At 35.9% G+C, this 22405-nt stretch carries 19 protein-coding genes and 1 tRNA gene; 6 read left to right on the forward strand and 14 right to left on the reverse strand.

Annotated features, from left to right (window positions below; genetic code table 11):
- Positions 1-114 precede the first annotated feature (114 nt).
- From mdoH to H3R33_RS04610, 4 genes are all read right to left on the reverse strand, one after another.
- Positions 115-2319: a glucans biosynthesis glucosyltransferase MdoH gene (gene mdoH / locus H3R33_RS04595; protein WP_198184878.1), complete on the reverse strand. Its 2205-nt coding sequence runs from the start codon at positions 2317-2319 to the stop codon at positions 115-117.
- 221 nt (positions 2320-2540) lie between these two features.
- Positions 2541-4097, reverse strand: coding sequence for a glucan biosynthesis protein G (locus tag H3R33_RS04600; RefSeq protein ID WP_198184877.1), 1557 nt, complete (start codon positions 4095-4097; stop codon positions 2541-2543).
- Positions 4098-4333: 236 nt separating this feature from the next.
- Complete coding sequence (locus H3R33_RS04605; protein WP_198184876.1) at positions 4334-4942, reverse strand: NUDIX domain-containing protein; 609 nt, start codon at positions 4940-4942, stop codon at positions 4334-4336.
- Positions 4942-5463 (reverse strand): hypothetical protein, encoded by a 522-nt coding sequence (locus tag H3R33_RS04610; RefSeq protein ID WP_198184875.1) that lies wholly within the window; start codon positions 5461-5463, stop codon positions 4942-4944. The genes H3R33_RS04605 and H3R33_RS04610 overlap by 1 nt, the downstream gene beginning before the upstream one ends.
- Before the next feature lie 409 nt (positions 5464-5872).
- On the opposite strand from H3R33_RS04610, the gene H3R33_RS04615 reads away from it, so the two are divergent.
- A complete protein-coding gene (locus tag H3R33_RS04615) occupies positions 5873-6271 on the forward strand; it encodes a DUF423 domain-containing protein (protein WP_110438853.1) in 399 nt (132 codons plus the stop codon).
- A gap of 17 nt (positions 6272-6288) precedes the next feature.
- On the opposite strand, the gene H3R33_RS04620 is transcribed toward H3R33_RS04615, so the two are convergent.
- The 5 genes from H3R33_RS04620 to H3R33_RS04640 are packed head-to-tail and all read right to left on the reverse strand — an operon-like array spanning position 6289 to position 12423.
- On the reverse strand, positions 6289-7233 hold the full coding sequence (locus tag H3R33_RS04620; protein ID WP_110438852.1) for a hypothetical protein: 945 nt from the start codon (positions 7231-7233) through the stop codon (positions 6289-6291).
- Positions 7230-8186: an MlaD family protein gene (locus H3R33_RS04625; protein ID WP_110438851.1), complete on the reverse strand. Its 957-nt coding sequence runs from the start codon at positions 8184-8186 to the stop codon at positions 7230-7232. The genes H3R33_RS04620 and H3R33_RS04625 overlap by 4 nt, the downstream gene beginning before the upstream one ends.
- 45 nt (positions 8187-8231) lie before the next feature.
- Positions 8232-8921 (reverse strand): ABC transporter ATP-binding protein, encoded by a 690-nt coding sequence (locus tag H3R33_RS04630; protein ID WP_198184874.1) that lies wholly within the window; start codon positions 8919-8921, stop codon positions 8232-8234.
- Positions 8922-8923: 2 nt separating this feature from the next.
- A complete protein-coding gene (locus tag H3R33_RS04635; protein ID WP_198184873.1) occupies positions 8924-9952 on the reverse strand; it encodes an ABC transporter permease in 1029 nt (342 codons plus the stop codon).
- Positions 9949-12423, reverse strand: coding sequence for an adenylate/guanylate cyclase domain-containing protein (locus tag H3R33_RS04640; RefSeq protein ID WP_198184872.1), 2475 nt, complete (start codon positions 12421-12423; stop codon positions 9949-9951). The genes H3R33_RS04635 and H3R33_RS04640 overlap by 4 nt, the downstream gene beginning before the upstream one ends.
- A gap of 308 nt (positions 12424-12731) precedes the next feature.
- On the opposite strand from H3R33_RS04640, the gene H3R33_RS04645 reads away from it, so the two are divergent.
- The 3 genes from H3R33_RS04645 (at position 12732) to H3R33_RS04655 (ending at position 15497) form a co-directional block, all read left to right on the forward strand.
- Positions 12732-13205, forward strand: coding sequence for a low molecular weight protein-tyrosine-phosphatase (locus H3R33_RS04645; protein ID WP_198184871.1), 474 nt, complete (start codon positions 12732-12734; stop codon positions 13203-13205).
- Positions 13202-14023, forward strand: coding sequence for a fructosamine kinase family protein (locus H3R33_RS04650; RefSeq protein WP_198184870.1), 822 nt, complete (start codon positions 13202-13204; stop codon positions 14021-14023). The genes H3R33_RS04645 and H3R33_RS04650 overlap by 4 nt, the downstream gene beginning before the upstream one ends.
- A gap of 172 nt (positions 14024-14195) precedes the next feature.
- The gene (locus H3R33_RS04655) at positions 14196-15497 is read left to right on the forward strand and encodes a multidrug effflux MFS transporter (protein ID WP_198184869.1); all 1302 of its coding nucleotides are present in this window, start codon (positions 14196-14198) and stop codon (positions 15495-15497) included.
- 45 nt (positions 15498-15542) lie between these two features.
- On the opposite strand, the gene mqo is transcribed toward H3R33_RS04655, so the two are convergent.
- Positions 15543-17030, reverse strand: coding sequence for a malate dehydrogenase (quinone) (gene mqo, locus H3R33_RS04660; RefSeq protein ID WP_198184868.1), 1488 nt, complete (start codon positions 17028-17030; stop codon positions 15543-15545).
- Positions 17031-17366: 336 nt separating this feature from the next.
- On the opposite strand from mqo, the gene H3R33_RS04665 reads away from it, so the two are divergent.
- Together H3R33_RS04665 and H3R33_RS04670 are read left to right on the forward strand one after the other, a co-directional pair.
- Positions 17367-18215 (forward strand): ABC transporter permease, encoded by an 849-nt coding sequence (locus tag H3R33_RS04665; protein WP_198184867.1) that lies wholly within the window; start codon positions 17367-17369, stop codon positions 18213-18215.
- Between the two features lie 5 nt (positions 18216-18220).
- Complete coding sequence (locus tag H3R33_RS04670; RefSeq protein WP_198184866.1) at positions 18221-18982, forward strand: ABC transporter ATP-binding protein; 762 nt, start codon at positions 18221-18223, stop codon at positions 18980-18982.
- Positions 18983-19051: 69 nt separating this feature from the next.
- On the opposite strand, the gene H3R33_RS04675 is transcribed toward H3R33_RS04670, so the two are convergent.
- The 4 genes from H3R33_RS04675 to coaD form a co-directional block, all read right to left on the reverse strand.
- Positions 19052-20743 carry an alpha-keto acid decarboxylase family protein gene (locus tag H3R33_RS04675; RefSeq protein ID WP_198184865.1) on the reverse strand — a complete coding sequence of 564 codons (1692 nt, stop codon included), beginning with the start codon at positions 20741-20743 and terminating at the stop codon, positions 19052-19054.
- 442 nt (positions 20744-21185) lie between these two features.
- Positions 21186-21261 (reverse strand) — tRNA-Lys (locus H3R33_RS04680).
- A 97-nt stretch (positions 21262-21358) separates the two neighbouring features.
- Positions 21359-21844: a peptidylprolyl isomerase gene (locus tag H3R33_RS04685; protein WP_232342133.1), complete on the reverse strand. Its 486-nt coding sequence runs from the start codon at positions 21842-21844 to the stop codon at positions 21359-21361.
- A 37-nt stretch (positions 21845-21881) separates the two neighbouring features.
- Positions 21882-22403, reverse strand: a complete 522-nt coding sequence (gene coaD, locus H3R33_RS04690; protein ID WP_110438841.1) for a pantetheine-phosphate adenylyltransferase — start codon at positions 22401-22403, stop codon at positions 21882-21884.
- Positions 22404-22405 lie beyond the last annotated feature (2 nt).

Raw genomic sequence — 22405 nt, forward strand, 5'->3', positions numbered from 1 at the left:
AATTAATTTTTAAAAATGAAAAACTATAAAAAATTATATGATTTATTTTAAGTCTTACTTCCTAGCATAGAAGTAAGACAATCTCTAAAGATTTTATCTCATTTTTTATAATCTTTATAATGGCACTTTAAAAAATTTGATGAGAGCTTTTTTACAAGCTAGTACAGCCGATTTTTCCGCTTTTGTTAAATTCTCCAAAAGTTGCTGACGATTGTCTGCCTCCTCAATTTTAACAATACTTACCAATTCATTTGCATTAATAGCTTCCCCTTTATTCCGTTCCTGAGGGAGCTGAGCCAAATGAAATTGAATTAGCTTACTGTTATCTAAATTGTGAAAGGCATTTTTAACTTCCAAATTCGCAATTTTTTCTTTTTCTTTTTTATCAAGTCGCAAAATATTTGGCGGATTAACTTCTTCAGGAATTATTAGCAAACCCAATTTTCGACATAAAATTCCAATTTTCTGACTTGAAGTCATCCATACTAGAGGAATTGCCAATAATAATCCCAGCAATACAGGTGTCATCCATAAAAATAAAGAAAAAGAAACTGCCCAGGCAGCTGCACCCATTAAAATACCAATAACTGTATGTGGCCAATAATCCCGGATAACATCTTTTAAAGGAATATAACCGACGTCTCTACGTTGGGCATTCCATCCTGAATCATATCCCAACAATATTGACGCTACCGCCGCGGTTTGAATCAACATCGCAACAGGTGCAATCAATCCACCAACAAGCGTTTCAATAACAATGGAGAACAAAGCCTTGATTTCTCCACCGCATCCTTTTCTTAAAAAAGGATTGGCCAAAAGGGCAATCCACGCTAAAAATTTAGGGGCCAACAAAACAAGCATAGTTAAAATAAAAACATATTCAGCCTGGACTGGATCAACCTGGGGCCAGTGAGGAAATAATACGCGATCCGTTGTACTGAAATATTCCGGTTTCATGAATAAAGCCTGTAGTGATACCAGAATACCCGCAAGCAAAAATAACAGCCACAATGGTGACATTACATACGCTCCAATACCTGTTATCATATGTATACGACTTATCCAGCTTAACTTTTTTGTTGGAATTATCATGGCATGCTGCAAATTCCCCTGACACCAACGACGATCACGGATAGCAATATCAGTCAAGGAAGGCGGACTTTCCTCATAGGAACCCTGTAATGCAGGAACCATATGAATGGCCCATCTCCCCCTTCTCATCAAAGCCGCCTCAACAAAATCATGACTCATGATCATGCCACCAAAAGGTTTTCTCACTGCCGGAAGATGGGGCAATCCAGCCTGCTCGGCAAAAGCCTTGATCCGTATGATCGCATTATGTCCCCAATAATTACTTTCTGACCCGTGCCACCATGCTAAACCATAAGCGATAGTAGGACCATAAACCCGTCCGGCAAATTGTTGCAACCGCGCAAACAACGTTGTGCCATTGACAATAACCGGTAAAGTTTGAATCAATCCAACTTCTGGGTTTTCTTCCATGGCTGCACAGATTCTTACTATCGTGTCCCCTTCCATCAGGCTATCCGCATCAAGAGTCAACATATGTTCATAGGCCCCACCAAAACGTCGAACCCATTCCCCCAAATTTCCAGCCTTACGATCGGTATTTTCAAAACGGCGTCGATAAAAAATCTTATTTAGACCCTTTGTTTCTTCAATCAGGCGTAAATAAGTTGCCTCTTCCTCAACCCATACATCCGGATCGGTAGTGTCCGATAAAATGAAATAATCAAAGTGATCACCCTGACCAGTCGCTTGAAGACTGTTAAAGATTGCTTTCAAACCAGCCAAAACACGATGTGGATCCTCGTTGTAGGTAGGCATTAGCACTGCTGTCTTATTACGCAAATTAGGAATTTGTGCTTTGGGATCGATATTTAGCGAAAGACCTCCCTTTTGTTTCAATTGCTCAAAAAATCCTCCAAGTGATGAAACAAAGGAAAAGGCAATCCATAAAAACAATACTGTAAAAATAATCAGAATAATAACGCCAAGGGAATTCATGCCTGTGCTGTTAAACACTAGATTCATTTCGTAGGAGGCGTACGCCGTTAATAAAAAAGATAATAAAAAAACAAACAATCTTCTAAAGAAAATTGTCTTTGGTTCAGTTTTCATTCTTTTAGAACGATTATAAATATTTGGCCTTGAAAATAAATTTTGCACAGGCATTTCAATAGGAGATTCTGGAGGAAGGGCAGCAAATTCAAATTTGTCAGCTGTTAAGTCCTGGAATTTGATTTCATTCAAATCATTTTGCAGATGACAATGATTATTGACCTTTAATTCAACCATAAGTATTTTTTTCTCCTATTTAAAATACCCGAAGCCTAACTTACAAATATAAATATTTCAATAGACTGGAAACAATTGCATCCAAGAAGTTGATTATAAAATCAATTTACTCATACATGGATAAATGATTTTTGAAAATAATAACCGTTTCTTATACCTACCTAAAAAAAATCCCAAGCTTTTCATGCTTGGGTTATTAAACAATAAATTTCACAAATATGTTACGGTGTCCAACGATAGGTCCATTGTTCGGAAATTGGTTGATCCCCATCCATTAAAACACATTTCAATTCAGCCATTTTGGCCCCTTTAGGATCAAACTCAAAAGTCGTTCTCCATTTATGCAAATTTGTATCTGAATACATGCTTATATTGCTAATTTGACCCGTGGAAGAGGATACATTGACATGCAATTGTTTGTCCGATGAATAGCCGTTCAATGGCCCATCAAAAAAATCTATACAAATAAATCTTACATCCGGTTTATCCACAACTGCCCCTATTCTGGTTGCAGCAATACGAGATAAGGATGTTGTCCATGGATTATCCCATCCCCAATATAAACGGTAAGTAAAGGAATATTCTTTTCCTTCTCTAAAAACTTCTTTGGGACGCCAGAATGCCACAATATTATCATTGACTTCACTGGGGGAAGGTATTTCAACCAAATTGACACTACCCGCTTGCCATTCACCCACGGGTTCAACCCAGGCGGTTGGTCTTAATTCATAATGCAAAGACAGATCTTCATACTGGCTAAAGGCATGTTTACGTTGAATTAGGCCAAAACCCTTTAACGCGTTATCAACAAAAACAGAATATTGTAAATCAACTGGATTGGTTAAAGGTCTCCATATTTGTTGTCCTGCACCCGTCCATATAAGAAGACCCTCACTGTCATGGGCGGCAGGACGCCAATCATCAATGTGATTACGATCATTGGCATCAAAATAAAACATGCCAGTCAAGGGGGCAATTCCGCCATTAGAAATTAATTTACGGGGATAGATATGGGTTTCAACATCGAATATTGTCATGTTACCTGGACGAATTGTAAAGCAATATGCCCCGGTTAATGAAGGGCTGTCCAGCAATGCATATATAACCAACGATTCAATGCCGTTTTTAGGCTTGACAATCCAGAACGCCCGAAATAGAGGAAATTCCTCTCCTTGTGGATCCGCGGTTCCCTTTGCAAAACCACGCGCAGACAAACCATATTGTTGACCTTTGGCTATCGCCCTGAAATAGGATGCACCTAAAAATACTGCAAATTCTTCCATTGTTTCCGATTGATTGAGTTTGGTCATCAGTTTCAGACCAGAAAATCCCAAATCCTGATCAATTTTGTGTTTAGGATCCGCATAGGAAAACATGTCAGAATGATATTGAACAGGCTTGGAAACCCCATCAATTACCTCGTAAATATCTATACGTGGTCGATATAAAAAACCTCTCGGAAAGAATTCAACAGAAAAATTTAAATTTTCATTATTCCATAAAGCTCTTTCATGGCGGAATTCAATTCCCCTAAATCCATCAAAATCTAGTTTGTCAATCACATCTGGCAAATGATCATCTGGTGCCTTATACGCACGTTGCGCCATTGATTTTGCCAATTGTCTTACCGTAGTTTGATCAAATGGTTTTCCCTGATCCACAGAATTATGTTCATCTGCCCTTGCAAGAGATACTGGGGAAATATTTGTTATTCCACCAACTATTCCAACCAAGGAGGCTCCTGCTGTAGTACGCAAAAGATCCCGACGAAATACCACGACTTATTCCTTATTCTTCTGTTACAAATTATCTTTACACGTTTTAAATTTATAAACGAGTAAATACTAGTTAAAATCAGCACTAATTACAATTAAAAACAATATAACCGTATAGACAAGTAAATATAAAATCTTTCGTCTGCACGACTTTTTTTCTACAAACATGATACAGACTGATATAATTATATTGATTTTTCAGCCAAAAGATTATTTGAATTACATATAAATATTTAGTCTTATATAAATAGATTAATATTATTACCGAAATATTGTAACAAAAATACCGTTTTCAAATCAACAATTTTATTTTCTTTGATCCATTCAAAGGCCAACGTCAATTTCATTTCCAATATTTCAATATTTTCGCCTTCCTGTCGTAATCCACCACCTTTTTGATCTTGCTTATCCACGGAAGCGATAAAATAATATAATTTTTCTGTTGTGATTCCTGGCGAACTATACAAGGAAAATAAATGATACAACTGATTTATATGCCAACCTGTCTCTTCTTTTACCTCTCGGTAAGCAGCTTGATAAGCCGCTTCCAATGGATTTTTTTTTAAGGGATCATAATCTGATGAATCTATGTTACCCGCACATACTTCTATAACCGGATTATTATCGTCACCTCTTGCAAGAACAGGTGCCCGCCATTGTGAAGTTAAAATAATGTTTCCATTATCATGACGAAATAATAAAACCGCAACACTGTCATTTACTCTTAATATTTCACGCTTGATAGACTTTTCATTACCATCCGAATATTTCTGAACAGCTTCTGCTCTATCAAGTTTAAAATGTCCTTTCCATAAATTTTCATAATGTTTAACAATCAGTTTGGACATTAGTCAAGCTTTCTAATCCACCATTTGACCGGTTTTTGACCCAATTCATCAACAATATCATCATCTTCCATAATCTCAACAGTCTCAATTTCATTTGGTTTATTAAAACTGGATGTCACACTCTTGAATTGTTCTGAAAGTTGAATATTCAATTTTTCCAAATTCTCGACTTGTTTTTGCATCAATGTCATTTTCTCGACAAGTATTTCAACATGTTTAAGAATGGTTTTGAAATTATTTTCATCTTTTTCGTTTGTTATCGATAATTTTCGGTTATATTTTGACAGTTTATCATCAACAGAAAAATCTTGAAAATATGTTTTTCTAGAAAATTTTTCTGAATTCTGTTTTTTAACAATTACTCCTTGATCCCTGATAAACCGTCTTTTAGGAAAATTATCATTTCCTTTTTCTTTCACTATCTTTTTATTTGTAGAATCCCCTATACTTTCCAACGCCCTTTTAACAGCATCTATATCAGTTATATTCGAAAATTTTTCTTCTTTATTATCAGTTCTCATTAAAAAAAATTCCCACTTTAAAAATCATGCTTATTATTAAGTATAAATATTTTTATTGGTTTATATTGGTTATTAAGTGATAAATTCTAGAGATAAATCTCTAGAAAAATTAATATTTTCGATTTTTTAAACAAATATTCAAGTTTATTTCGCTATTTACAATGAATTAATAAACTTAATTGTTATTTTTTGACTTACACGTTTTTATTTAGTATTGCCTAAAAAATTAATATATTTTGCAATATTTATAAAATACTTTTAATATAATTTTGTTTTATAATTAATAATACACAATTTTTTTTTTATTCTTTTAACCTCTTTGCCATCTTAAATCTTTATATTATTTTTTTATACTTAATTCATAAATAGTTTTTTTTCAACTCTTTAAATCGTATAAATAAGGTGAAAAATGGAATTCCAAAGAAAATTTTTATTTATTAATATTTCTCTCGCCTTCGGGGCACTTTACTGTTTACTGGCAGTTATATTTTCTTCCCTCACCTCCCATTTACCAGATCAATATTTCATTAATGATGGCAGAAATATGAGTCGAATAGCGGATAATATATTATTCATTCACGGATTAGCCTTGATATCAGTTTCCATATTACAAAAAATATGGAAACTGAATTTACATTTTTTTCTAATCGGATGTATATTTATTCTAGGGTTAACTTTGTTTTGCTCAGGTGTCTTTTACATCAGTTTCACCGGTTTTCATCCATTTTTACCCATAGCACCAATTGGAGGTACTCTTCTTATTTTTGGTTGGCTATATTTAGCGATTTTAGCTCTATTTCTTAAATAAAATTATTATTATTGCCATTAATTTTTATCTAAAGAATTTTCTTTCATTTTAAATTCTTCTTGTCTCACAGTTGATAATTCATGAGATGCCAAATTATTAGTTATTTGATCAGCCTGTAATGCAACAGCTTTATACAAATAATTCTTGGCATCTGTATATTCTTTTAAAAATCGGGCACTTTTGCCAGCCCTTATATATAAATTGGCTGCCTGAATCCGATCACCTTTTGATTCATAAGCCATAGCCTGAATAACAAGCGCCCTAACCATTGCTCTATATTCAATTTGTTGACGACGGCTTACCTCTACAAATCTTGACGTGGTAATAGCATCATCATATTTCCCATTTCTATAATTCAACAATGCATGCAATTCACCTTGATCCGCTTTCCAACTATCCTCTTTTCTTGCATTTTTATCTTTTAGAATTAATTGATCAAGCTTTTGAGAAGCTTTAACCAACAGGGAAATATTATTTTGATCGTTAGCAATCAATCCTATGAAAAAATAAGCCCGTTCCCGTATATCATCTTGCGACGTTTGTACCGCATTTTGTAAAAGTCTCAAAGCCTCGTCTTGACGATGCAACCGGTATAAAATGGCTGCTTCAACTAAATCCAGTTGAGGACTATTTTTTTCGTCTCTAATATATAATTCGTTACGGACAGCCTGAACAGTTTCATAAGCCTTCTGCTTATTATTCATATCCAACTGAACAACAGCCAAATTATAACCTGCATTCTCAATATCATTCTGATCATCACGGGTTAAAGCAAATTGATATGATTTTAGATAATTTATTTCAGCCTGTTTTAACCGATTATAAAATACTCCCTGTTTGGCAACGTCCATAGTTCGTTGCAAAGGCTCATCTCTAGGTGGATCATTTTGTGTAACGCCGCATGCTGCCAGAAATAGAAAACCTGTAAGACAAAACGGAATCTTTCCTAAATTTCCTATCATGGTCTTACCTCTCTTGCATGTAGACGTTTTGTTTTATGAGGCGCTTTTCCATTTCCACCCAATATCCACATACTTTTCAGTTGTATAATCAATCGTTGTAGATCACCCATTGTTGATTGCAATTGAATCATCATATCCGGCAACTCTGCCGTTGCATCTTGAACATTTTTAGCTATCGGTTTCAAAGAAGGTGAAGCCTTGCTTAAATCTCTGGAAACTTTTTTGAAATTAACCATGACCTTATCAGAATTTTTAACAACATGATTAATATTATTTTCAATCGGTTTCAATTGTTCAATAACATTGTTGATTGTTTGAACCATATTTTCAGCTCTTCTGATTAATTCATCATTATTAACCAAACGACCGACTGTTCCACGCCCCTGTTGAATTCCCTCAACTGTCATTTCAAGTGAAGCCATCATATTTTTTGCACTATCCATAATTGGAACAATACGTTTATGAATTTGCAATACCATTTGTGAAATCTGGTCTGCAGGATTAGGCTCTGTCTTCGCCGACAAAACAGCATAACGCCAATTTAGCGGCGTACTATACCCTCTTGTTATAGAAACAAAAGCGGCACCTGCTACGGCAAATTTACGTTTGATGGTGACTGTACTATCTCGTCTGATAAAAGTTCTGATCTGGGGATCCAGCATTGCTATTGCTGTTAAACCACCATCAGAATTGACATTGATTTTTTGTATGGTCCCCGCATTAATACCGAATACCTCCACATCATCTCCAACCGATAGATTGTCAACACCTGTTTGTGGCAGGATAATATTCAGTTGTGCCGCAGGGGTAAGCCAGTCCCGTAATACACCAGCTTCAATAATTGCACCAATAAATGCCAATAAGCATAAAAGAACAAGACCACCTGTCCACTCATTAGCATATCTTAGCTGAAATAACTGTCGCGCTTTTGTGTATCGTTTGCTGTTAAACATTTTATTTTATAACCGTATCATTCATGCAATTAAGGATAAATATTCTTATTGATTTTCCAATGTTAACCCTTTTTCCTGCAACCGCATCCAATGCGTCACCCGTTCCCTATAATAATTCCACAAAGAAAACTGTTGTGTAAAGCAAATAACACCGGCCCCTTTATTTTGTGCCGTATTCAACATTTCAAACAGTGGGAATAACAAATCTTCTGAAAATCCTTCAAAAGGGTGCTCCAATAAAATTAGATCAGGGTTTCCCAACAAGGCCCTCACACATGCAGCCCTATGTAAATCTACCGGCATCATATGGCGAGGCGTATCCATGGGAAGACCAGGCAAACCAAAAATTCGACATAGTGTCAAAGCCTGCTTGGTCAATTTATCGATAGCTGAAGAGGAATGATGCAACATTGGCATCAAGATATTGATTGCGACAGGATACATATCAACCCAACCACCCTGTTGAAATATACGACCTATTCTTCCCCTTAAGGCAGATAATCTTGGCTCATTCAGAGAAGACCATTCCATCCCCTCAAATTTGACACTTCCTTCATCTAACTTGACAATACCACTACATAAATCTGCTAAAGCAGTTGATAACTCCATACTGCCCGTTTCAACAATGATACATTCGCCTGCCCGCAATTTTAAATTGTATGGCACATAAGGCAACGCGCTCTCTTCAAATGAAGGTTTGGCGTTATCTATATTCAATAATATTTTATCCACCATCACTAAAATCCTATTGTAAATAAAATATTAACCACCATGATGAGCAAAATACCGCGCGTAAAACCTTTGGGCAATAACGTTGCAGGATCATCTGTAACTTTGACATTCATACCAGTGATACAAGAACCAACACCAATCAAAAAACCCATAACGATAAATTTTGAGGGTACCAGAATATAATCCCATCCCGTCATTGCGGCGAGGATATTACTGTAGAACATCCAAATGGAATCATGCATTGTCCCCATAAAATAAGTTACCAGATACCCCATGAATAACGAGATAATACCAAAAACCATTCCCAGGGTAAAACTGGCAATAGTAAAAGCCCAGGCTCTTGGCACTACAATGGTTATAAAAGCATCTATTCCCATAGACGTAAAAAATTTAAGCTGTCCACCCATTGCTAGTAAACTGCATTCCGTTACGGTCAGAATGCCATTTCTTCCTAATAAAATCATTCCCACCAGCACCGGGGCCAGTTCTCGAACCAGAACTGTAACCAGGATGGGTCCAGTCATTTTGGTTAATCCTGCTGCGCCAAGCCATAAAATCGCTTGAGAAACCACAGCCAAACCCGCAAGACTAGCCGTAAAGAAAGTGCTGAAAAATCCACCGCCAATGGCCAACCCTACCATTCTTTTGAATTCATACTTTACTGTCCTGCGCCATGTTAGAGGAGAGATGCTTTCAACCAGCACTCCCCATGAAACTGCCAGAACAGACAAAAGAAACCGAAAATAACTGCGTGTTGCTGAACCAATTACATTCAGAACAGGCTGCATGTACCAAAAAATAACAATTCCGATTTTTCTGAAAATCGAAAAGAAACCCGGTTCTACAGTTTTCAAACGTTCATATAATGTTTGTCCCTGTTCAGCTTCACGAATACGAATGGTTTCCATATATCGATCAACATCATGAATACCATTATCATTCAAGCTCGATAAAATCGTTTCGACCTGTTTATCCGATCTGGGAGCACTCTCCCTTTTGGCATACTGGTCATTATTATTTTGATAATCGTTCATCGTCTGCCAGCAAGAATAAATATATCAGCAACACCCATATCAGGAATAAAGAAATTTCCTCTTGATCTGAACAGGAAATCGTTTCTTAAAGCCGCATAGGCTTCTTGTGTCACTTGAATCGTTGCATCATCTTTGGCCATTTGTGCCATCAATGAAGACATTCCGACCACGGGCCCCCATAATGCAAAAGTTTTTGCGTCCTTGCCAAACCAGGACCCGATTGCTGGACCAACATCTATTCCAATCCCAAATGTAGAACTTGTATATTTATGGGGGATAATCTCCAGACAGGCCTCTCGCATATCTATTGCCGCTTGAGCCAATCTGATCGGGGCGGTAATATCTGGCTCCTTTGAACATCCCGTCACAGCAATCAGATGACCACCCATAATTCTTACGTAGAAAATACCATATTTCTGTGCGATTTTCTCCAATACAATGACTAAATTTTTGACAGGTTTGATTAATTCCACCGTATGTTGAATATCAGAAGACAAAAACCCACTAAATGAAATATCCATCATCGCAACAGCAGGATATATGGTTTGTTCGCCTTGTTTATCAAATTGACCAAAATCAATTTTATTTTTTGAAAACTGACCCGGATCTATCAGATAATCATGATTAATATCTTTTTCCGTATTTTCCAAATCATCTTCGACCGTTTTTTTCAAAAATTCTTTCTGAGAAGAAACTTTACCATTTTCATAGTGTAGTCTTTGGTGTTTGCCAATCTGATCAAATTCAACTTGGGCCGCAACAAAACGCATTGTAACCAGCCCAGCAAAAATTTTTGTGATATGATTTATATTATAAAGATAAGGCGTATCCTCAACCAGAATTGCCCCTATTGTTCCATTTTTACCTAAAACAGGGGTAATCATCAGCGATCGAGTAGAAACAGAGTTCATAAACAGTCGATATAATTCAGCCGTTCTCTGATCATGTTCAGCATTGTCCACAACAACTGTTTCACCTGCCTCAAGCAATTCAAAAAAATTGGGTAATTCCGAAATAGAATATTCATATCCACCAGCATGATTATCTTCTGTCCGATCATATATATCATTGCAAATCAAGGATTTATGATCAGTTGAAAAATGCCAAATACTGACTCGATGTGCAGAAACCAGCTTGCAAAGTTTTTCGGTAAGAATAAGCGCTTCATTTCTCGGGTCAAAAACTTCCGGCGTTGAGGCTACCATCTCTATAGCGTCACTTTCCTGTTCAACCACATTTTGAATATGCTGGAAACGCAGACCAAGTTTATCCATACGATGTCCCTGATAAATCAGTAATCCCGCCATTGATGCGGCCAATGCAACAACCAACAAGGAAAAAAGCAGATTCTGCTTTGCACCTGAAGCTACAAAACCAGAAAAATCTTTTTCTGGTATAACAATCATGATAACCCATTTCTGTATTGAATCAGGTAATCTGGAAGTTACGCAAATATAATTGCCAGCGACTTGTTTCTGTTTATCAATAATATTTTTTGAATTTTTTTTCTGATCCTGTCCCTGACCAAGATCAGGTTTTTTTTCCATTTTAAAGGAATGAATACCAGAACCTTGGATCTGAAATTGATCATATGCTCTAGCTATCACGGGATTTACCGCAGGATTGATTTTTGAATCTTGGGGATTCCATTCATTTCCAACAAAATAGGTCAATAGATTAGGAGAGGCAATAATATGACCAGTATTGTCAATGATTATGATCCGCGCATTATTGCTCAATTTTATGGAAGCCAAAAATTTCGTCAATTCTTGCAAGGAGATATTCATTGCAAAAACATTTTTTTTTCCATCTTTATCCACAAAAGGTATAGATGCCGTCACCGCCAAGCCTTTTTTTGTTGGCATCAAAACAGGTGATGACCAAGTCAATTTATTATTTTCAACTGCTGTATGATACCACGCACGTAAACGAGGATCATAGGCGTTGGCTGGCATATAACGTGTTTTAATAACCTTTTTACTGTCAAAAATGTGATATTCCTCTAAAAAACGTCCACCTTTTTGATCTGGCTCCAATGTTACAACCCTTACTTGGTCAGGATGATCAGGAACACGTTCAACCATATTGAAACGACCATCACTATCAGCCAAATAAAAAGATTCAGCCTGTTTCGTACGATGTAAACTGCTCATCGCATAACTATAAAACATTCCCCATTTATATTCGGATGGAATATGACTTAACATATCAACCGCCAATCCCCCACCCTTGGTGGCTGGATTGAGATAAGACAATATTTCTTCGGAAATCCTAGATTGTTCGGTCCGCAAAATCACATGTGATAATTTTGAAATCCCAGCTTTTGTCGTGTGATAAGAATGAAGGGTTACCCCAACCACGACAAAAGAAACCAAAATAACCCCAAGCACGGGAATACCAATTCGCAGAAAAAAACGCCACAAACGATTTACTGGATTTTTGGTTGGATCAACAATTTCACCAGCAGGCACCTATCATCCCCTTGATTTAAACCATTCAAAATTTTTGTTATTTTAAATAATTAAGTTAGCAAAATCCATATTCTATATGAAAAAATAACTAACATAAAATAAATTATAATAGACTGATATATGAATCATCATAATTATAGCAGTTACTATATATTAGTTTGCATAAATTACCAAATTTGCTTATTAAAACAGTTAAAAAACTTATGAAGCTTAGCATTGTCATGATAGCAAAAGTATTTTAACATAAAAATAGATTTGCGAAATCAATATATTTCTCAATAATTTATTATCATAACATTGAGTTTTCTATGACTTTATATTCAGTATTGTTTGTCTGTTTGGGTAATATTTGTCGTTCCCCCATGGCTGAAGCTGCTTTCAGTCTAGAAGTCAAAAAAAGGAAATTGCCAGTTTCTGTTGATTCTGCTGGATTAGGAGCGTGGCATATTGATCAACCCCCAGATCCGCGTACCATACATGAGGTCATAAAACATGGAATAGACATTCGCCATTATCTTGGAAGGCAAATTCAGCTACAGGATTTTCATGATTTTACACATATAATTGGTATGGATCATAAAAATATCGTTCAATTAAAAAAATTGGCACCATATGATACAGATAGTAAAATAAAATTATTGCTTGATTATATTCCCAATCATCAGAATGAAGAAATTTCAGATCCCTATTACAAAAATCAAGATGCTTTTTCACGAACATGGTCTCAAATAAACGAGGCTTGTCAAAATCTAGCAAATTATTTTGAACAGCAAATATCATGAATATTTACCCTCCCTCTGCCCTCATTTCTATTGCGGAAAAATATCTTAATGACAAGATAGAACAAGCACAACCCTTAACCCAGGGTGATGTTTCCGAAACATTCCATATCATAACAAAAAACAAGAAAAATTATGTGATCAAAAATGGTGCATCTCCTCAAAGTGAGGGAAAAATGCTTAAATTTCTTGCAAGTAATGGCATTGATGTTCCAAAAGTCATTCTTGCCAATTCAGAAATTTTAATTTTGGAAAGAATTAAGGAAACAAATTCTTTTTCCTTGGAAACATGGTCCAATCTTGGAAAAATGTTAACCAAACTTCATAACATCCATAACTCCAATTATGGCTGGGAGGACAATTATGCTTTTGGAACAATCAATGTTATCAATACACCTTCATCTAGTTGGGTAAAATTTTGGGGTGAATGGCGTTTGGCATGTTACCTGTCCCATTTACCCGTAACAACTGCAAAAAAAATAGAACATCTTGTTATCAAACTTGATGACTTTTTGCCTGATCATCCTATAGCCAGCCTCCTTCATGGAGATTTGTGGACCGGTAATATCCTTGCCCATTACAATCAACCCTATTTAATTGACCCAGCCTGTTATTATGGCCATAATGAAGTTGATATTGCCATGTTAAACCTTTTTGGTAATCCTTATGACATTTTTTATCAATCTTATAATCTTCTTGAGAAAGGATGGCAAAAACGTTTGGCAATTTATCAAATATTCCCTTTGATTATTCATAACATTCTTTTTGGAAATTATTATTTACGAATGCTGAACAAGATTCTTGATGATCTAAAAATATAAATTCAGATGTTTTTATCTTTTATTCCATCATATGCACAAAAAATCCGTAAGGTGTAAATGGTAAAATCATCAGCCTGATTAAACCGATATTTTATACATAACATTTAATTTATATTGAATTAATTCATTAATAATCTATTTACTAACATAAAATAAATTTAAATACGAAACTATGAATAAATTGAAACAAGATAACCTAAACACTATAGATTTATCCTGGTGGATTATAGTCATACTTGGCCTGTTGACTGCGATTGGTCCCCTTGCAACAGATATGTATCTTCCCGCCTTTCCTCAGATCAGTCAAGATTTGGCAGGTTATGGCAATGGTGCAGCCCAGATCACTTTAACGGTATGGTTTATCGGCTTAGCCATTGGTCAATTTACATCTGGTCCGATATCTGACCGATACGGACGTCGGGCTCCTCTATTTTTAGGCATGTTACTTTTCACTTTAGGTTCGGCAGGTTGTGCAATCTTTTCAAATTTTTATCTTTTTTGCTTATGCCGCCTTCTTTCATCGCTAGGAGGTTCAACCGCCATGGTTGTTCCTCGAGCCATGGTAAGGGATATTGCCACCGGAAAGAGAGGCATTAAAATAATGGCACAACTGGCATTGGTTGGTGCGATTGTTCCTATTGCAGCGCCAACACTTGGTGGTCTTATTGTTGCCAAATTTCCTTGGCGTGTCCTATTCTGGATAATGACAATCTACGGCTTTTTGGGCACTGTTTCAGTAATAATAATGCTTCCTGACACTTTACCCATTAAATACCGCATTCAATCCTCTATCCGATCAATTTTATGGCGATATATTCGCATTGTTCAAGAGCCTGTCTTTAGTTCAAACACTTTGATAACCAGTTTTGGACTTTTCATGATATTTGCCTATTTGAGCGGTACACCTGATATATTGAGTAATGTTATGCATTTTTCTAAATTGCAGCTAGCACTTTGGTTTGGTATCAATTCCGCTGTAATTGCCGGTTGTAATCAGTTCAATGGTATTTTAATCAACAAATTTAAACCAAGCTTTTTAACAAACTGTGCGGTAAATGTAGCATTTATCGTTTCAATCCTGTTTATTATTCTTTGCTTTTTACCACTACCTCATAATTGTCTAGGCATTATATTGGTTTGTTCTCCAATTGTAATAATCATGGGATGCCTAGGATTTATTTTTCCTAATTGTACCATATTTGCCTTTACCCTACATGGAAGAAAAATAGGAAGTGCGTCCGCATTATTGGGAACCATTCAATTTATTCTTGGTGCATTAAGCAGCTGGATTATGGGTCTTTTGCCCCAAGATAACATGCTCTACGTAGCAATTGGTGTTTTTATAGGAGTATTTGGATTCTTTCTTTGTAATTTATGGCGTCAATATGCGACATGCAAAATTATTTCAAAAATGCAAGAAAGAGTAAACAAAGGAAATAATAATTTTGATCGACTTATCAAAGATTTGAAATAAAAATACCCATTTTAAATGGGTATTTAAAACTATTCAGATAAAATCTTAAGTTAATTGTAACGCTTTATCAGAAAAATCATGCAATTTGTTATAAATTCCCGCATCTTTTTGAAGTTCCTGTTCTTCAGCAGGGAATATTTCATGCAATTTCTTGGCCCATTTTCCCTGGACTTGCTCAGGAAAACATTTTTTAATCAGGTTCACCATAATTGAAACTGATACAGAGGCACCAGGAGAGGCACCCAGTAAAGCGGCAAGGGATTTATCACTGGATGTTATAACCTCGGTACCCATTTGCAGGATTGGTTTACCATATGGATCTCTTTTGATAATTTGAACACGCTGTCCAGCAACCTGAAGTTTCCAATCTGATTTTTTTGCCTGGGGATAGAAACGGAGTAAAGCATTAATACGGTCGTCCATCGTTTGTGTACTCTGGCGAATAAGATATCGAATAAAGTCAATATTATGTATCGCCACAGATAATAAAGGTTCAATATTTTCCAAACGAACCGATGAAAGGAAATCAAAATATGAACCCTTTTTTAGAAATTTAGTTGTAAATCCGGCAAATGGACCAAATAGGATTGATTTATTACCATCAATGACACGTGTATCCAAATGCGGTGCCACAACAGTAGGCAATCCTTCCATGGATAGGCTGTAAACCTTGGCATGGTGCTGTTCTACAATCGTGGGATTATCACATCGTAACCATTGACCGCTTACTGGGAATCCACCCAGCCCACGTCCCTCAGGTATGCCGGATTTCTGTAATAATAATAGCGCTGCGCCACCTGCACCTATAAAAACGAATTTTGATAAAACAATATTTTCGTAACCACTTATCCGATTTTTATATTTTATTTCCCAAACACCATTAACCCGTTTTATATCAACAACCTGCTCATCATATTGAATGGAAACGTCATCATATTTTTCAAGTTGTGCCAATAATTTACGTGTCAAGGCACCATAATTTACATCTGTACCACCCTTCACACGTGTCAATGCAATTTTTTCACTTGCATTTCGACCATTACCAACCAGCGGCGCCCATTCCTTAACTTTTTGATGATCTTCAGTGAATTCCATTTTTGCAAATCCTGCAAATTCACGAATTTTATCATATCGATGCTTTAAAAATGCAACATTATCAGCCCCATAAACAAAACTGCAATGAGGTACTGGATTTATAAAATCCCGAACCGTTGTAAATTTCCCTTGCTCGACCAAATAGCTCCAAAACAAGCGTGAAGTCTCAAATCTGGAATTCGTGACAATTGCGCGGGTTAAATTTATTTCCTCCCCCTTAATAAAGGGAGTGTAATTCAATTCGCATAAACCAGCATGACCTGTTCCCGCATTATTCCATGCCGCTGAACTTTCATCGCCACCTTCGGAACATCTTTCTAAAATGGTAATTTTATAATCAGGATTAAATTCTTTTAATAATGTGCCCAACGTAGAGCTTACAATGCCAGCACCAACAAGGACAGCATCTTTGACTTCATGCATAGATATATTTTTCATTTGATCAACATATTTTAATAACTGAAAATTATTCACTTTTTTATTTATACGACACGTTATCTAAATAACCTATTAATTTATGATAATATTTTCGAGAACTGATCAAATCAAATAATGTAGAAATTATTTTAAATTAAATTTATATTATTATTGTTACAATATTAACAATTATTATAAATAATCATTAAATATATTCATAAATAAAAAGTATTATAAAGTATTGATGCAATTATTTTGAAACCGATCAATGCTGTTTTTTTGTTTGAAAAGCAATTTTAAACACTATATTTTAATTTTATTTATTATTTAATCGCCAATAAATATATGGACTTTGCAATGTCAAATGATAATCAGATTTTACCAAAAGAACCGATCCTTGATCTTGGCCCTGTAAAGTTTTCACAAAATATCAAACTTGCCATTTTAGATATTCTGGAAGGATTTGTGAAATGGAGGTTAAATTGTAAATTGGGTTGGACAGATATTAAATTACGCTATCGGGGATCAATTCTGGGGCCTTTTTGGATCACCATTATAATGGGAAGCAAAATTGCGACTATTGGTTTTCTTTATGCATATCTTTTACACATTAATATTCATGAATATCTTCCCTATGTTTCCCTTTCCGTGGTTTTATGGACTTTTATAAGCACTTTAACAATTGATAGCTGCACAATATTTACCAATTCTGAGAAATTGATTTTATCCACACGTCTACCCTACAGCGTATATGCATGGCGAAGTATCATCAGTAATTTCCTAATCCTTATCCATAACCTATTAGTCATTGTAATTGTCTTCTGCATTCTAAAGGTCGTGCCCTATACACTATATCTTTTAATTCCCTCTGGTATATTATGGACACTGGATAGTTTGGCTATTTGTTTATTGATCGGTATTCTAGGCACCAGATTCAAAGATGTTCCACCTATTATAGCCAGTATAATGCAAGCTTTGTTTTTTATAACTCCCATTATCTGGAAGATTAATTTCATTCATTTCAACAAAAACTATATGCTTCTGGATCCACTTTACCCTCTGTTTGAAATTGTACGCGCACCCATTCTTGGAGAATATGTGTCTTCATCTATCTGGTTTGCTGCGATTATTTACAGCCTGATATTATGGGTAACCGCAATTTCCATTTTCAGTAAAACACGTTTTCGCATTCCCTACTGGATTTAGATATCATGCCCAGTATTACCGTAAAAAATCTTTATATATCTTTTCCTTTATATCATGAAAATATGCGTAATTTACGAAAAATCACCAATATTTTCCTTTCTGGACGTCTTAGCGAAGACAAACATAGAAAAATTTATGTTCAAAGCTTACGCGATATAAGCTTTAGCATTAAAGGTGGAGAAAGAGTAGGTTTGATCGGTACAAATGGTGCCGGAAAAACAACTCTTTTACGTACGATGTCAGGAATTTATGAACCGGTAAGCGGTCATCTTCGTATTGAAGGTCATATTAGCTCATTATTAGATCCATCAGTTGGAATGAATCCTGAATTAACAGGAAGAGAAAATATACGATTAAGATGTTATATTGATGGTGTTCCCCATAAGCAGATGAATGAAATCGAAGAAAAGGTCATTGAATTCTCTGAATTAGGACCCTACATTGACTTACCGGTAAAAACCTACAGTTCTGGCATGAATTTGCGATTGGGTTTTGGTCTCATCACTGCAATTGATCCACAAATCCTATTAATGGACGAATGGTTCATGACAGGTGATGAAGGATTTATGCTCAAAGCCACGCACAGATTGGAAAATATCGTAAAAAAATCACAAATTTTAATTATTTCAACTCATTCGCCGCAAATTCTTATAAAATGGTGCAATCGGATCATATGGTTGGAACAGGGATTTTTGAAAATGGATGGAACCCCACAGGAAGTTTTACCGGTTTATCTTAACAAGCCTGTGGACGAACTTTTTAGGTAAATATCTAAACAAGAAAACCTTTTCATTAAACAATCATGAAAAGGTTTTATACTAAATTATTTGATGATTTTATTTTTTTTCACGTGGTGGTCTTGAATTCGCCTTGGCAACTTTCTTGCCCCAAACAACAAGATCAGGAGAACAATCTTGAGGATCAATAGCAACCTCGATTAAAACCGGACCTTGTTTATGATTAAGCGCTGTTTTCATCGCATCAGCCAATTCTGCGCCATTTTTAGCTTTCAAACCAAGTCCATGACCATCTTCAGCATTAAACGTGTTGATGATATTCGCGTAATCCCAATTTTTAACACGATTGTAAGGACCGTCATGAATTTTGACCTCAATCGTATAACCCTGGTTATTGATCAAGATAATAATGACGTTCAAATTATGACGAATCATTTGAGCAACTTCTTGAGCTGTCAATTGAAATGAACCATCACCGACCATCACAATATTTCGACGTTCAGGGGCACTGACTGCATAACCAAAAATTGCCGGAACAGACCAGCCAATATGTCCCCATTGCATTTCTGATTCAACACGAGCTCCATTAGGAAGCCTGTAATGCATACCATGAAACCATGAATCCCCTGTTTCAAGGAAAATCGTTGTATTATTGTCAATAATTCCTTGAATTTGACGGGTCAGTTCAACTGTTGTTAAAGGTGCTTTACCTTCTGCAGCAACAGCAGCTTTTTCAGCATGATGCTTAGCTTTGAAAGATTCCAACGCAGTTGAATTCTTTTTGATAAGAGGTGTGATGTGTTTTAGAATGTTTTTTAGTTTGAAACCGCTGAATTCTGTTTTTGCTGCACGTAAATGATGCGGAGAAAATAGAATATCCTTATCCTCATCGTATAAATGGGAAGTCCATCCAACCGTTGAATAATCGTTGAATACCGCGCCAACATAAATACGACAATCGGAATTCTTGACATATTCCTCGACACCAGGTGAACTGATTTCACCCCAGAAAGTTCCAATATAATGAGGATCTTCCTCAGGGAAGAAACTTTTCGCATGCGCCATAGTGGCCACAGGACATCCTAAATGTTTGGCCAATGCAATCACTTCTTTCTCTGCAGCTGCAGCGCGTGTTTTATTGCCAACTACAATAACAGGATTTTTGGCATTGTTGATTTTTTCCAGACAAGCTTTTGCTGCAGCCTCCAATGAATCAACATCACTACTTTTTTCATAGGTCAGACTGGTAATTGGTCCCGGTCTTGCACAAGGCAAATTAACAATATTACAAGATAATTCGATATATACAGGTTTCTGATGATATAAAGCCTGACGAATTGCATGGTCAATCAAAGCTGGCGCTGTATCGGCATGTGTTATTGAGACAGCCGCAACCGTGATATATTTGGCCATTTCAAGCTGATATGAATAGTCATAATGACCCGTTGTATGGTGTAAAATGTGTCCGCTGCCATAATCATTGTTATTAGGTGCACCAGAAATCAAGATTAAAGGCAAATTCTCAGCTGCAGCACCACCAACAGCGTTAAATGCACTAAATGCACCAACACTAAAAGTTACAACGGCAGCTCCCAGTCCACGTGAACGAGCATACCCTTCGGCTGCAAATCCACAATTAAGCTCATTGCTGCAATAAACCTGTTTTAATTCTGAAACTTTTTCCAGTTCATCTAATAGTATAAGGTTATAATCACCCGCTACTGCAAAAACATGGTTTAACCCAAGTTGGGCAAGCCGTGTGGCAAGATATTGACCAACAGTGTATACCAATGAATTTCTCCTGATAATGATTTAACTATTTATTTGCAAAAATTATATCCAATACTTTTGCTATCAATTTTTTTAATATGTACCTCAAGAAAGAAAAAAGAACTCGACTGAAGCACTATCAAATAATTGTTACCAATTTATCATACTGCAAGAGGCAGATCAATCCAAACTTTACAAATCTGGATGCATTAAGCCTTACAAAAACTAGAAAAAATATACTTTTTTAACTATTATTTCTTTTTTCAAAAAGAAAATAATATAATACAAAAAATTATATCATATTAAAGAAATTATCTATTTATCTACGTTAAAAAATTAATTTAAAATTTTTTTTGAAATTGTTGTGAAAATATTGACAACGTCATAAACATATATTTGTATTATATTTACATACGTTTAAAATACTGAATTATAAGGGGATTTGATATCCATCATTCTTTGATGGTGAGCCGGGAGGGATTCGAACCCTCGACCATTCGATTAAAAGTCGAATGCTCTACCAACTGAGCTACCGGCTCTTAGAAAGTCCGCTGTTTTCTTGCGGTGTGAGCATTGAAATAGTGGTTATTCGCGAAGAAGTCAACCACTATTTTTCATTTTCTTTAAAAAATTTAGTTATGAAACTGTAATCATTCGAACAATACGGTCCGGATCTTGAACCATACCATTTGCCCCGGTTCCCCTTTTAATCTGATCTACATATTCCATTCCCTCGATAACTTCGCCAACAATTGTATATTGACCATTCAAATGCGGCGCCTCTTCAAACATGATAAAAAACTGACTGTTGGCACTGTTTGGATCCATTGTACGTGCCATGCCTATTGTACCACGACGAAAACCCTCTTTTTTTGTGAACTCAGCGGGCAAATCTGGCAAGTCACTCCCTTTGGTACCTGTACCACTTGGATCGCCTCCCTGAGCCATAAAACCCTCTATAACACGATGGAAAGGGGTATTATCGTAAAATCCACTTTCAGTCAACGCGACCAAACGTTCCGCTGCCAATGGTGCAAGATCTGGACGCAATTTTATAATGACCGTTCCATCCTTCAATTTCATATGAATTGTATCTACTGATAGTTTTTTATTATTTTCCATTATTTTTTCACTTTATTTACATGAATAATTTGTTATTTCACGATTTCAAGAACATCTTCTGAAACCTGTTATAAGTAGACTTTGGAACAAAGGATGATATATCCCCGCCCAATAAAGCCACTTCTTTTACAAATCTTGAAGCTATACTCCGATTTTGTTCAGTGGCAACTAAAAAAATCGTTTCGATGTTTGGATCCAAACATTGATTCATTAGACACATCTGAAATTCAAAATCAAAATCTGTTGCCTGTCTTAAACCGCGTATAAGAATTTGCGCATTATATTTTTTTGCACAATCAACTAGAAGATTGTCAAATCCGATAACATCAATATCGCATCCGCTATGGTTTAAGATTTTGCAGACTTCACCAAATTCCTCAATCAAAGCTTCATGAATACATGTCACACGCTCTTCCAAAGACCATAAGGGCTGCTTATTTGCATTTAAAGCGACCCCTATGATTAATTTGTCCACAATACGAACGGCCCTTTTAATAATATCAATATGACCATTCGTTATAGGATCAAATGTGCCTGGATAAAATCCTATTCTCGGCATTC

Origin of the sequence: Commensalibacter sp. B14384M2, assembly GCF_016101865.1 — a bacterium.
GTDB lineage: Bacteria > Pseudomonadota > Alphaproteobacteria > Acetobacterales > Acetobacteraceae > Commensalibacter > Commensalibacter melissae.